We start from the raw sequence: 12,845 nt of genomic DNA on the forward strand, positions 1-12,845 counted from the left end.
TACCTCCCGGCATCCGGCGGCACCTGCGGCCGGACGGTTATGTTCACTTCGAGGAGCCTGTCCCGGTAGCCCCTCATCGCCTCCAGACTATGCGGACTGCTCATTTGTTGAGCGGATTCTTCTATCCACAATCTGGATACCGCATCCTAAATAGCGATAGGCGACGCTGTCAACAGCTATTGCGGTACGGGCTCGACGAGGCGGCCGCGCCTAGTTCGAAGAGGGCACCGCAACGGTCACCGATTGGCCGCGCCAACGGCAAGATGTGGAAGATCATCAGGGATGAAAGGATACTAGCCGGACCCGCGCGCGCTGTTGACCAAAAACACGCCGGCGGCGATGAGCGCCAGCGCCAGCCATATCCACACCGACAGGCTCTCGGCGAACAGCAGCACCGCAAAGCCGACGCCGACGGCGGTGTTCACATAGCTCATCTGGCTGACATAGACGGGCCCGCCGACCTGCTGCAGGCGGAAGAACAGCCCGTAGCCGACGCCCGTGGCGACGCATTGCAGCGCCACCAGGTGCAAGGCGGACGCAAGGCCGGTGCCGAAATCCGGCATCGCCCCCGCGAGCCGCAGCAGGACCAGCGTCAGGGCGATGCCGACGGCCGCGGCAGCCAGCGTCCAGGCGGCGAGCGGCAGCGCCACCTGCCCCTTCGGCCAATGGGTGGTGCGGAACACGTTGCCGGCGGCGAGCACCGTCGGTGTCACCAGCGCTACGAGATACCAAATGAACGGCGCATGCGCGGCATCGCCGCCGTTGCGGGAAAACAGGATGACCAGCGTGCCGGCCATGCCGATGCCGAGGCCGGCGAGCCGCACGACGTTCGGCCGCTCCAGCGCCAGCGCGTAGACGATGGCGAGCGTAACGATCGGCGCCAGCGACTGGATGATCGCCGGGATGCCCGAGCCGAGATGCGGCATCACCGTCACCACCGCCGTCCAGGGTATGGCGAAGGTAAGCTGGCCGGCGACGGCCGCATAGCCGAGCGTCGCCCGGTCGGGCCGGAGCGAGAAGCCGCCGGCCAGCGCCAGCAGCGCCAGCACGACGCTGGCACCGGCCGCGGTGGCGCCGACATAGACCAGCGACGGGATGCCGGCGGCCACCGCGATCTTGCCGAGCGGGAAGATCGAGCCGATGCACAAGCCCGCCGAAAACAGCAGCAGCACCGGCTCGAGGCGCCCGGGGCCGCCCGCCCGGCTCATGCGCGTTCCGCCGGATCGATCGGCCGCGCCAGCGACTGGCCGAGCAGGGCCTCGCACCAGGCCCCGGCGGCGAGCAGCTCGGCCTCGCCATAGGGCTTTCCGACAAGCTGCAGGCCGACCGGCAGGCCGCCGGCGCTCCGCCCGCACGGGATGGAGATCGCCGGGCAGCCGCAGATGGTGACGGCGTAGCCCAGCGTCAGCCAGTCGAGATAGGTCGCGAGCTTCTGGCCGTCGACCTCCCCGACGAAACGCTGCTCGACCGGAAACGGCTCGACCGGCGCCGTCGGGGTGATCAGCACCCCGTGGGTGTCGAGGAAGTCGAGCATGGCGAGCCGCACGCTCGCCCGGCCGGCCTCCGCTCCGGCGAGATCGGCGGCGGTGAGCTTCAGCCCCTCCTCGATGTTCCAGACCACTTCCGGCTTCAGCCTGTCGCGATGCCGCTCCAGCGCCTCGCGGCGCAATGCGGCGAACTGGAAGGCGCGCAGCGTACGGAAGGCGCGGTCGCCCGCCGCCAGGTCCGGATGCGCCTCCTCGACCGCCAGCCCCGCCGACGCCAGCCTGCCGACGGCCTCGAGCACCGTCGTCCGCACCGGCTCGTCGACCGCCGCGAGCCCCAGCGTCATGCTGAAGGCGGCGCGGACGGGTTTGCGCGGCGCCCGTGCGGCCTTCAGATACGATCCGCCGCCGCGTGGAAAAGACAGCGGGTCGCGCGGCTCGAAGCGGGCCATGCCGTCCAGCGCCAGCGCCGCGTCGGCGACGTCGCGCGCCAGCGGACCCATCACCGACAACACCTGATGGGGCAGCGCGCCCGGCCCCTGCGGCACGACGCCGGGCGTCGGCCTGAGACCGACCACGTTGCAGAAGGCCGCGGGATAGCGCAGCGAGCAGGCGAAGTCCGAGCCTTGCGCCAGGAAGGCCATGCCGGTGGCGACCGCCACCGCCGCCCCGCCGGACGAGCCGCCCGCCGAGCGCGCCGGGTTCCACGGGTTGAGCGTGCGCCCGAACACCTCGTTGAAGGTGTTGGCGCCGGCCTCGAACTCGGGCGTGTTGGACTTGGCGAACACCACGCCGCCTTCCGCCTCGATCGCCTCGACCACGTAGTCGGAGTCTTCCGGCACATGGTCGGCATAGGCGAGCGAGCCCCAGGTGGTGCGCACGCCGGCGACTGCCGCCGAATCCTTGATCGGCCAGGGCAGGCCGGCGAACCGGCCGCGCTCGCCCGGCGGCAGCGCCTCCAGCCGCGCCGCTTCGCGCCCGGCCCGCTCGAAGCAGCGCGTCGGCAGCGCGTTGACCTTGCCGTCGACCGCCTCGACGCGGCGCCGCAGGCTTTCCAGCAGCTCGCGCGGCGACACCGCGCCGCTGCGCAGCCGCTCGACCGCCGCTACCGCCGACCATGTCCACGCCTCGTCGCTCATCGCCGCTTCCTCTTCCAACTATTCAATATCGCATCCATTGAGCGGACAGACATTCTCGCTTATGAGTTGACAAGACTTCAATGCCACGCGGTTGTCCGACTTGAGAGCCACCCCACGCAAATCCACAGCGGCCAAGCCGGCCAAGACCCAGGAGTCCAACGGCGAGACGGCCGCCGAGGAAGGCGCCGAGGACGCGCTGCGCGGCATGGCGCGCTCCTTCGCCGTGCTCGACTTCCTGGCCTCCTCTCCCGGCCGCGTGGTCGACGTGACGCGTAGCCTCAACCTGCCCTGGGCGACCGTCCACCGCACGGTGATCGGCCTGGAGAAGGCGCAGTTCCTGCGCCGCGACCCCGAGACCAACCGCTACGAGATCGGCCCCCGGCTCTGGCATATCGGCTCGGCCTATCTCGCCAACCACCGCGTGCTGCGCGTCGCCATGCCCTATCTGGCGCGGCTGGAGGGCGAGGAGGGCATCGCCATGCAGGTGGTCGAGCGCATCGGCCTGCAGTCGGTGGCGATCTACTCGCACCAGCGCGTCGACGAGGACATCACCAAGGCCCACTACGGCTACCACTTTCCGCTGCATTGCGGCTCCAAGGGCCTGGTGCTGCTCGCCAATGAGGAGCCGGATTTCGTCGCGGACTATCTGAAGCGCGACCTGGAGCGGCTGACGCCCGACACCATTACCGACGCCGAGCGCCTGCGCGCCGTGCTCGACCAGGTGCGGGCGGAGGATTTCTCGCTCACCATCGCCGACGTGCAGCCTTTCACCGGCTCGATCTCCGCGCCGATCCGCGACGCCGGCGGCCGGGTGATCGCCTGCATCTGCTTCGTTTTCCGAAAAGGCCTGGCCAAGAACGCCCGCCGGCTCGAGGATCTCAAGGACAAGCTGCAGCAGGCCACCCATTCCATCAGCATCGACCTCGGCTGGCATCCGGGCCAGCGGTAGCGGCAGCGTTCTTCTCCCCTTGAGGGCAGGACTTTCGCCGCCTCGTACCCCCACCCCTGGCCCCTCCCCACAAGGGGGAGGGGGACCGGCTGGCCTCTCCGCCGGGCGCCAATAGACGGCGGTTTTCGAGCGGCATAGCGGCCGCAAAGTCTCCCTCCCCCTTGTGGGGAGGGGCCAGGGGTGGGGGTACGAGGCGGCGAAAGTCCTCGTCGGTCGGCATGTGCGATTTGCCCTGTCGTAGACGAGGAAGACGCCGGCGGGCAGACGAGGGGCGGCTCGAGCGCCGGAAAACATGGTGCGGCCCCTCATCCGGCCCTTCGGGCCACCTTCTTCCCGTGAACGGGGAGAAGGAACAGCCCTATCTCCGCTCCTCATACGACCCCTGCAGCGACTGGAATGTCTCCGCCAGAGCATCGACCACCGTCTCGATGAACACTTTGCCTGCCTCTGCCGACGCCTTTGTCGGGTCGCCGAAGATCGCCGCGTGCCCGACCTCGGGCCGCGGCCGGCGCGCATAGGTGCGGGTCGGGTTGGTCGGCGCCACCAGATCCCAGCCGACCGGCCCGTAATGGGCGCCGGCGAGCCGCTCCATCTTGACCAGGCCCGGCCGCGTGGCGAGCTGGAACGACGCCTCGAACTCGCAGCCATGCCCCATGCCGCCGGGCACCGACTTGCGCAGCGCATTCACTTTCGCGGCACCCGGCTCCCAGTAACTCACTGCCGACACCTTGAAGCCGTATGTCGTGTCCAGCTCGTCGACGAGATGCCGTGCCACCGCATCGTTGGCCGTGCCGTTCGGCCGGTTGCCGTTGAGGATGATGAGATGCCCGAATCCCTGGCGGACCAGCGCGGCACCGATCTCGAACAGCATCGCCTGGTAGGTGGGGATCGACAGCGAGATGGTGCCGGGGAAGAACTCGAAGGTCTTCGATATGCCGTACGCGACCGGCGGCGCCACCAGCGCGTCGATGCGTTCGGCCAGAAGCGCCGCGATATGGTCGGCCTGGTGCGTGTCGGTATCGGTGGGCATATGCGGCCCATGCGCCTCGGTGGCTCCGGTCGGCAGGATGACGGCGCGTCCGGCGGCGATGGATTCGCCGATCTCCATCTGCGTCATGAACGACATGCGGCGTTCCATAGCGGCTCCTCCAGCTTGGGCTTGCATCGATCCGGCTTTCGCATAGTATTCACAATGCGGATACGATATCTACTATATAAGCATTGGAACGCGGCGCCGGCAATCGCGTTCTTGCGGTGGCGCCGGCGGTGCGGCGGGTAACGGGGCGGGAAGCGATGCGTCCATTCGATCGCGAGAGCGTGTTTCTCGGCGAACTGTTCAGCGAGATCGCGCAACGCGGCCGCCGATTGCTATGGGGCGGCCAGTCGTCGGCTGCTCCGGCCGGTACGATCGGCGCGCTGGCGGCCAAGCTGATGTCGAGCCGCGGCGAGGCATCGGGCGTGGCGCTGGCGATGGAGTTGCTGAAGGCATGGCGGCAGCTCGACGATGGCGCTCGCCTCGAATGGTTCCGTACGCTCGCCGACCGGTTCGGGCCGGACGAGAAGCGCCTCGACGCCGCCGTCGAGGCCTGGCGCGGGACGCGCTCCGCCGAGGCCGCCTCGCATCTGGCGAGCGCCGCCGAGCCGCTGCGCCAGGAGTTGTTCCGCCGCATCAATCTGGCGCCGGGCGGCACCGCGACGCTGGTCGCCATGCGCGCCGGCCTGCTGCGGCATCTGGCCGATCATCCCGAACTCGAAGTGGTCGACCACGACTTCGTCCACCTGTTCGGCTCCTGGTTCAACCGCGGCTTCCTGCTGATGACCAGGATCGACTGGTCGTCGCCCGCGCACATCCTGGAGAAGATCATCCGCTACGAGGCGGTGCACGAGATTCATGACTGGGACGATTTGCGCCGGCGCCTGCAGCCTGCGGACCGCCGCTGCTTCGCCTTCGTCCACCCGCAGATGCCCGACGAGCCGCTGATCTTCGTCGAGGTGGCGCTGACCACCGGCATTCCCGGCCGGATCGACGGGCTGCTGGCGCGCGACCGCGAACCGATCGATCCGGGTGCGGCCGATACGGCGGTGTTCTATTCCATTTCCAACACCCAGCGCGGCCTGCGGGGAATCTCCTTCGGCAGCTTCCTGATCAAGCAGGTGGTCGAGGATATCGTGCGCGACCTGCCCAATTTGCGCAGCTTCGTCACGCTGTCGCCGCTGCCGGGTTTCGCCGACTGGCTCGGCGAGCGGTTCCGCGACGAAGCGTATGATCGCGACGGACCGCTCCACCTGCTCGAACGGCCGGACTGGTCCGAGGACGCCGCGGCACGCGACGCCATCGAGCCGGTTCTGGCCGCGGCGGTCGCCGTCTATCTTACGGAGACGAAGGACGCCGCCGGCCGGCCGCTCGACCCGGTCGCCCGCTTCCATCTCGGCAACGGCGCCCGCCTGGAACGCATCAACGTCCATGCCGATCTTTCGCCCAAGGGCCTCACGCAGTCGCACGGCGTCATGGTCAACTATCTCTACGACCTGTCCTCCATCGAAGCCCATCACGAGGCCTATGCTAACAAGGGCGAGGTGGCGATGTCGCGGGCGGTGCGAAGGTTGCTGTCGGCGGAGCGGCCTGTCGGCAACGGGCAGCGTGCCCAGCGCGTGACGGCTTCCTCATGAGCAGGAAACAGCGGGATCATCGTTTGAAGGGATCACCCCCACCCCTAGCCCCTCCCCACAAGGGGGAGGGGAATCCTGCCACGGCACGGTCAAGCACCGATCGTTGCGGATCTAGCGTGGCCTGGCGGTCGCAAAGTCCCCCTCCCCCTTGTGGGGAGGGGTTAGGGGTGGGGGTGATCCCTTCAAGCGAGTGCCCGCACCCCGACGCCACCGCCTCTTGCCAATCCCATCCGTGATCGATCAAACAAGCCAACCAACAGGGGACTGCGACGACACATGAGCTGGCTCTATCAGGCGGATGCCTCGATAACCTCCCTGCCCGCGCTGGTGCGTGCCCGCACCGGCGGACTGGACAAGACCTTCATCCGCAACGCCGACGGCCGCGACTTCAGTTTCGCCGATTTCTGGACGCTGTCGGGCCGCATCGCCCGGGCGCTGGCCGAGGCCGGCGTGGAAAAAGGCGACCGCGTCGCCGTGCAGGTGGAGAAGAGCCCGGAAGTCATTGCGCTGTTCCTGGCCTGCGCCCGCGCCGGCGCGATATTCCTGCCGCTCAACACCGCCTACACGCTGGCCGAGCTCGACTATTTCGTTGGCGACGCCGAGCCGAAAATCATCGTCGTCGCCCCGGAGCGGGTGTCGGCCCTGGCTGACCTCGCGGCACGCCACAATGCGACGGTGCTCTCGCTCGGCGTCGCCGGCGACGGCACGATGATGGACGCGGCGAACGCCGGCGACGGCGCCTTCGCCGACGCGAAAATCGGCTGGGACGACCTGGTCGCCATCCTCTACACCTCCGGCACCACCGGCCGCTCCAAGGGCGCCATGCTGACGCACGGGAACCTCGCCTCCAATGCGCTGGCGCTGGTCGACACCTGGCGCTTCACGTCCGGCGACACGCTGCTGCATGCCCTGCCCGTCTATCACACGCACGGGCTGTTCACGGCCACCAACACGCTGATGCTGTCGGGCGGCACCATGCTGTTCCGGCCGAAATTCGACGCCGACGAGGCGCTGCGCCTGCTGCCGCGGGCGACCGCCATGATGGGCGTGCCGACCTTCTACACGCGGCTGCTCCAGCATCCCGGCCTCACCCGCGAGGCGACCGCGCATATGCGCCTCTTCGTCTCCGGCTCGGCGCCGCTTCTGGCCGAGACCCATGCCGAATTCGAGGCCCGCACCGGCCACGCCATCCTCGAGCGCTACGGCATGACCGAGACCAACATGAACACCTCCAATCCGTACGAGGGACCCCGCCTCGCCGGCACGGTCGGCAGGCCGCTGCCCGGCGTCGAGGTCCGCGTCACCGACCCGGCCAGCGCCGCGACGCTGCCGGCCGGCGAGGTCGGCATGATCGAGGTGCGCGGCCCCAACGTCTTCAGGGGCTACTGGCGCATGCCGGAAAAGACCGCGGAGGAGCTGCGCGCCGACGGCTTCTTCATCACCGGCGACCTCGGCCGCATCGGCGCCGACGGTTATGTCTCCATCGTCGGCCGCGGCAAGGACCTCATCATCACCGGCGGCTTCAACGTCTATCCCAAGGAGGTCGAGACCGAGATCGACCTGATCGAAGGCGTCATCGAATCCGCCGTCATCGGCCTGCCGCACCGGGATTTCGGCGAGGGCGTGACCGCGGTCGTGGTGACGGACAAGGCCAGGGCCCCGAGCGAAGCAGCCATCCTTGCGCACCTGCAATCACGCCTGGCGAAGTTCAAGCTGCCGAAGCGTGTTCTGTTCGTCGAGGACCTCCCGCGCAACGCCATGGGCAAGGTCCAGAAGGCGCTGATGCGCCAGACCTATGCGGGGCTGTACGGGTAGGGCTGTAAGGGTAGGATTGCGCACCTCGCCAATCGTTGCGGGGATCGCCTGGCCTGTGCAAAGCCCCCCTCTCCGTCTCGGGCGAAGCCCGAGACGGAGAGGGGGGTGCTTCAATAGATCGACGTTGAGGTTCCTCGTTTCAATCGATCAATGCCGAGACCGATATCGGCGCCCGCGCCTCAACTCCCCGAGCGCTTCAAATACGACTTCATCACCAGGCCGGCGACCTTGAGCGCGCTGAGCTCGTTCGCCGGCGCCGCCTCGCCCGCGCCGTCGGCGGAAAGCCGCGCCTCGACGTTCCTGACGAACTGGCCGATCAGCACATTGGCCGTCTCGGTGATGATGCCGGTACGGCCGAACTGGGCGATCGGGCCTGCGAGCTGCACGTCGGCGTCGATGTCGACGCGCGTCGCCTCGCCGGCCTCGCTCAGCCGGTAGTCCATCACCAGCTTCGAGCGGCTGCCACCCTTGCGGTCGAGGCCGCGCCCTTCGGCATGGCCCCTATGCGTCGCAGCGTCGGCGCTCACCTGCGCCTCACCCTCGAAGGAGGCGCCGAACGGCCCGAGCTTGATGCCCACTTTGCCGGCAAAAAGCCCGTTGCCCTTGTCCTCGGTCAACTCCGCGCCCGGCATGCAGGCGGCCACGGCGGGAACGTCCTGGAACAGTTCCCAGACCACGGCAAGCGGCCGGGCGACCTCGAAGGACTGACTGATCTTCATGCCAAGCTCCCGGACCTGCGATCGATTCAGACGACCGGCTTTGCGTACCAGCCGGCGTCCGGATCGGTCCAGCCTTCCGGCCGGGAGATCTTGCCGGCCGCCTTCAGTTCCTCGAAATACGGGCCGCGATCGAACATCGGCGGCGTGCCGCGCCCGGCCGCAAGCGCCGCACGCCGGGCCGCGCTCGCCGCCGCATCGGCCGCCCATTTGCGACCGCTCTTCGCCAGCACCACGCCGTAGTCGTCATGCGCGGACTCCGGCGACACCAGCCCTGCCTGCACGTCGGCCACCACCTTGTCGACGGGCCGCTGCAGCGGGTCGCCCCAGCCGCCGCCGCCGGTGGTCACGATGGTGATGGAGGAGCCGGCCTTGACCGTGACCGTGTCGCACATGCCGGGATGGCCGGTGTCGACACCGGCCTCGGACACCGACACCTGGTAGTTGGCGCCGGCCTTGCCGCCGTTGACGCCGTAGCAGCCGAGCAGCGAGCGGTCGGCATTGGAGATCAGCCGGCAGTCGCCCAGCATCTTTATCCGCTTGTCGTAGCCCAGCCCGCCGCGGTGGTAGCCCGGCCCGCCGGACCCCTGCTTCAGCCCCAGCCGCTCGACCAGGATGGGGTAGCGGGTTTCCGAGAACTCCGCCGGCAGGTTCTTCGAATTCGGCACGATGTGCACCACGTCGGAGCCGTCCGCCCACGGCCTTCCCGGGCTGCCGCCGCCCAGCACCTCGCGGAACAGATAGAAATCCTGCTGCCTGTTGCCGCCGGTGACGCCCCAGATGCGGATGGTCTCGTGGTCGGCCGGCATGCGCCCTTCGGTCGCCTTGGACAGGCAGGCGGCGAACGAGCCCAGCGTGCGCAGCATCAGGAAGAAGCGCATGCCGGTCGGCTTGCCGAAAGTCGGCGTGATCAGCGTGCCCTTTTCCGGGAACACCACCTCGATGACGTCGAGCACGCCCTCGTTGGAATCGATCTCCGCCGCCCGTTCCGGCGACGCCGCAAGCGAGCGCAGCGTCGGCGCCAGCCATTTGCGGAAGTAGCGGCCCTCGGCCTCGTCGAGCGACCAGTTGATCGGGCCCTTGGCCTCCGGGTCGGTGCCGGTGAAGTCGAGCACGATCTTCTCCGGCGTCTTGATCATCCTGACACGCAACGCATGCAGGCGCGGCTCGTCGACGCCGTCGGCCTCGATATAGTCCTCGAAGTGATACTCGCCGTCCTTGATTCGCGGCAGGATCTCGCGCCGGAAGATCTCCGCGGTATTCTTCAGGATCTGGTCGAACGCCGCCTCCAACGTTTCGATCCCGTAACGTTCCGCCAGCGTAACGATCCTTCTCGAGCCCAGCTTCGCCGCGCCGATCTCGGCGTCGAGGTCGCCCGCCAGGTGCTCGGACAGCCGCGAGTTGCGCACGATGATCCGGAACGCCGCCTCGTTCAGCTTGCCGCGCTCGTAGAGTTTTATCGGCGGGATCAGCACGCCCTCCATCCAGCTGTCGGTGGCGTGCACCGGCAGGCTGCCCGGCACGGCGCCGCCGATGTCGTCGTGATGGCCGAACACCTGGCTGAAGCCGATCAGCCGCTCGCCGTGGAAGATCGGCACCGTCGTGCAGAGGTCCGGCACATGGCCGATGCCGCCGCAGGAATTGTACGGGTCGTTCCAGAAGAACACGTCGCCCGGAAAGATCTGGTCGGCGCCGAAATATTCGAACACCGGCTCGACGATCGCCGAATAGGAGCGGCCGGTCAGCTTGCGCCCCTTGGCGTCGAACAGCGCGACACGATAGTCGTGCTGGTCGCGGATCATCGGCGAGCGCGCGGTGCGCTCCACCGCCGCCTCGATCTCCAGCTCCGCCGCCCGGATGGTGCCGTGGATGACCTCGAGCTCGATCGGCCCGAGCATGGTCTGCCGCGTCTTGTCCAGCATGGTTTCCTCCGCTCAGCCGTTCTTTTCGAGGATGAGATTGCCGTAGGCGTCGGCGCGCATGTCCCAGCCCGCCGGCACCACCACGGTCGAGCCGTATTCCTCCACGATCGCCGGCCCGGCGATCTGCTGGCCGACCGCCAGCTCGGTGCGCCGGTAGAGCGGGCAGTCGACCCAGCCTCCGGCGCGCCAGAACACCTTTCGGCGGCCGAACGGACTTGCCGCCACGCGCGTCGCCGCGTCCGGCTCGAGCGCCGGCCGGTGCTGCATGCCGATCGCCTGGACGCGCAGGTTGACCAGTTCCACGTCCTGCTCGCCCTCGTAGTGGAAGCCGAAGGTCTGGTCGTGGACGCGGTGGAAGTCCTTGAACATGTGGGCGACCGCGGCCTCGCCCGTGAGCCCGGCGGGGATGTCGACCTGCACCTCGTGGCCCTCGCCGAAATAGCGCATGTCGGCGACGCGGCGCACCTCGATCTTTTCCTCGTCGATGCCCTCGGCGGCGATGTCGGCGATGCCGCCGCGCACCAGCTCGTCCCAGGCCGCCATGATCTCGGCCGTGTCCACCGACGACTGCCGGCGCACCAGCGTGCGGATGTAGTCGCGGCGCACGTCGGAGACGTGCAGGCCGAAGGCGCAGAGATTGCCGGGGTTGGGCGGCGACACGATGGTGCGCACGTCGAGGAAGTCGGCGACTTCCGCCGCGAACAGGCCGCCGGCGCCGCCGAATGCGACCATGGCGTAGGCGCCGGGGTCGCGGCCGCGTGTCGTCGTCACCTGGCGGATGCCGAACACCTGGTTGACCGCGGCGATCTCCAGCGCACCCGCCGCCACCTCCTCGGCCGACATGTCGAACTCGGCGCCCAGCCGCTCATAGGCCTCGCGCGCCGCCTTGGCGTCGAGCTTGATGGCGCCGCCGATCAGCGCCGCCGGCAGCCGGCCGAGCGTGATCGCCGCGTCGGTGACGGTCGGCTTGCTGCCGCCCTTGCCGTAGCAGATCGGCCCCGGATCGGCGCCCGCGCTCCGCGGCCCGACCTTCAATTGGCCGTAGGGATCGGTCCAGGCGATCGATCCGCCGCCCGAGCCGACCGTGACGATGTCGAGCATCGGCGTCTTCACCGGATAGCTCTCGATCATCGAGGCCGAGGTGTACATCGGCGTGTAGTTCTCGATGATGGCGACATCGGTCGAGGTGCCGCCGACGTCGATGGTGAGGATGTCCTTGTAGCCGGCGAGGTGCGCCATGTGGATCGAGCCGAGGATGCCGGCGGCCGGCCCGGACAAGAGCATCGTCACCGGCTTCTCGCCGGCGGTCGAATGCTTCACCACGCCGCCGTTCGACTGCATGATCAGGAAGGGTATGTCGCCCGACCGCGAGCGGATGCGGTCGGCCGCGCTCTGCAGATAGGTCTTGCAGTAGGGTTTCACCAGGACGTCGATCAGCGTCGTCATCGCCCGCTCGTATTCGCGGTACTCCGGCAGCACGACCGACGACAGCGACACGAACACACCCGGGAAATGCTCCCTGATCAGGGCGCCGACGCGCTGCTCGTGGGCGTCGTTGGCGTAGGCATGCAGCAGGCACACCGCGATGCAGCGCACGCCGTCCTCGACCAGCTCGCGCACCGCTTCCAGCGTGCCTTCTTCGTCGAGCGGCTCCAGTTCTTCGCCGGCAAAGTTCATGCGGCCGCCGACCTCGCGCACCAGGTGGAGCGGCACCAGCCGCGGCGGCTTCACCCAGAAGAAGGAGTTGCCGTAGCCGTCCGGCACCGACTGCCGGGCGATCTCGATCATGTGGCGGAAGCCGCGGGTAACGATCAGCCCCAGCCCGTCGAACTTGTGCTCCAGCACGGCGTTGGTGGCCACCGTCGAGCCGTGCAGCAGCATGCCGACGTCGGCGTCGCTGCCGCCGACCTTGTCGAGCACGCGGCGGACGCCATCGAGCAGACCGACGCTGGGATCGGCCGGAGTGGACGGCGTCTTGACCGCGGTGATCCGCCCGGTCGCCTCGTCGATGGCGACCACGTCGGTGAACGTGCCGCCCGTGTCGATGGCAATCCGCAAGCCCATCCGATCTCCTCCGTATCCATATAGTAGATATTGCATTCACATAATGCATATCGCTCGGAGGGAATCAAGCGCGATTCCAGATGACG

At 68.4% G+C, this 12,845-nt stretch carries 9 protein-coding genes; 3 read left to right on the plus strand and 6 right to left on the minus strand.

Annotated features, from left to right (window positions below):
- Nucleotides 1-293: 293 nt before the first annotated feature.
- Complete coding sequence (locus C7I84_RS19660; protein WP_106773921.1) at nt 294-1,208, minus strand: DMT family transporter; 915 nt, start codon at nt 1,206-1,208, stop codon at nt 294-296.
- Nucleotides 1,205-2,623 carry an amidase gene (locus C7I84_RS19665; RefSeq protein WP_106773922.1) on the minus strand — a complete coding sequence of 473 codons (1,419 nt, stop codon included), beginning with the start codon at nt 2,621-2,623 and terminating at the stop codon, nt 1,205-1,207. Before C7I84_RS19665 ends, C7I84_RS19660 begins: the two co-directional genes overlap by 4 nt.
- Before the next feature lie 100 nt (nt 2,624-2,723).
- On the opposite strand from C7I84_RS19665, the gene C7I84_RS19670 reads away from it, so the two are divergent.
- A complete protein-coding gene (locus C7I84_RS19670; RefSeq protein WP_106773923.1) occupies nt 2,724-3,572 on the plus strand; it encodes an IclR family transcriptional regulator in 849 nt (282 codons plus the stop codon).
- 358 nt (nt 3,573-3,930) lie between these two features.
- Here C7I84_RS19670 and C7I84_RS19675 read toward each other — a convergent pair whose 3' ends face one another.
- Nucleotides 3,931-4,710 carry a creatininase family protein gene (locus tag C7I84_RS19675; RefSeq protein ID WP_207771039.1) on the minus strand — a complete coding sequence of 260 codons (780 nt, stop codon included), beginning with the start codon at nt 4,708-4,710 and terminating at the stop codon, nt 3,931-3,933.
- Nucleotides 4,711-4,865: 155 nt separating this feature from the next.
- Here C7I84_RS19675 and C7I84_RS19680 point away from each other — a divergent pair, with 155 nt between their 5' ends.
- Together C7I84_RS19680 and C7I84_RS19685 are read left to right on the plus strand one after the other, a co-directional pair.
- A complete protein-coding gene (locus tag C7I84_RS19680) occupies nt 4,866-6,242 on the plus strand; it encodes a malonyl-CoA decarboxylase (protein WP_106773925.1) in 1,377 nt (458 codons plus the stop codon).
- Between the two features lie 276 nt (nt 6,243-6,518).
- Nucleotides 6,519-8,057 carry a malonate--CoA ligase gene (locus C7I84_RS19685; RefSeq protein ID WP_106773926.1) on the plus strand — a complete coding sequence of 513 codons (1,539 nt, stop codon included), beginning with the start codon at nt 6,519-6,521 and terminating at the stop codon, nt 8,055-8,057.
- Nucleotides 8,058-8,236: 179 nt separating this feature from the next.
- Here C7I84_RS19685 and C7I84_RS19690 read toward each other — a convergent pair whose 3' ends face one another.
- From C7I84_RS19690 to C7I84_RS19700, 3 genes are read right to left on the minus strand one after another with little or no spacing between them, the layout of a single operon-like run.
- Nucleotides 8,237-8,776 carry an SRPBCC family protein gene (locus C7I84_RS19690; RefSeq protein ID WP_106773927.1) on the minus strand — a complete coding sequence of 180 codons (540 nt, stop codon included), beginning with the start codon at nt 8,774-8,776 and terminating at the stop codon, nt 8,237-8,239.
- Between the two features lie 26 nt (nt 8,777-8,802).
- Nucleotides 8,803-10,695, minus strand: coding sequence for a hydantoinase B/oxoprolinase family protein (locus C7I84_RS19695; RefSeq protein WP_106773928.1), 1,893 nt, complete (start codon nt 10,693-10,695; stop codon nt 8,803-8,805).
- Nucleotides 10,696-10,707: 12 nt separating this feature from the next.
- Complete coding sequence (locus C7I84_RS19700) at nt 10,708-12,759, minus strand: hydantoinase/oxoprolinase family protein (RefSeq protein WP_106773929.1); 2,052 nt, start codon at nt 12,757-12,759, stop codon at nt 10,708-10,710.
- Nucleotides 12,760-12,845 lie beyond the last annotated feature (86 nt).

Source organism: Kumtagia ephedrae, from assembly GCF_003012745.1.
Classification (GTDB): Bacteria; Pseudomonadota; Alphaproteobacteria; order Rhizobiales; family Rhizobiaceae; genus Kumtagia; species Kumtagia ephedrae.

Coding starts and splice junctions, on each gene's coding strand:
- C7I84_RS19680 (WP_106773925.1), top strand. CDS start 4,866: ATGCGTCCATTCGATCGCGAGAGCGTGTTTCTCGGCGAACTGTTCAGC.
- C7I84_RS19685 (WP_106773926.1), top strand. CDS start 6,519: ATGAGCTGGCTCTATCAGGCGGATGCCTCGATAACCTCCCTGCCCGCG.
- C7I84_RS19695 (WP_106773928.1), bottom strand. CDS start 10,695: ATGCTGGACAAGACGCGGCAGACCATGCTCGGGCCGATCGAGCTCGAG.
- C7I84_RS19690 (WP_106773927.1), bottom strand. CDS start 8,776: ATGAAGATCAGTCAGTCCTTCGAGGTCGCCCGGCCGCTTGCCGTGGTC.
- C7I84_RS19665 (WP_106773922.1), bottom strand. CDS start 2,623: ATGAGCGACGAGGCGTGGACATGGTCGGCGGTAGCGGCGGTCGAGCGG.
- C7I84_RS19660 (WP_106773921.1), bottom strand. CDS start 1,208: ATGAGCCGGGCGGGCGGCCCCGGGCGCCTCGAGCCGGTGCTGCTGCTG.
- C7I84_RS19675 (WP_207771039.1), bottom strand. CDS start 4,710: ATGGAACGCCGCATGTCGTTCATGACGCAGATGGAGATCGGCGAATCC.
- C7I84_RS19700 (WP_106773929.1), bottom strand. CDS start 12,759: ATGGGCTTGCGGATTGCCATCGACACGGGCGGCACGTTCACCGACGTG.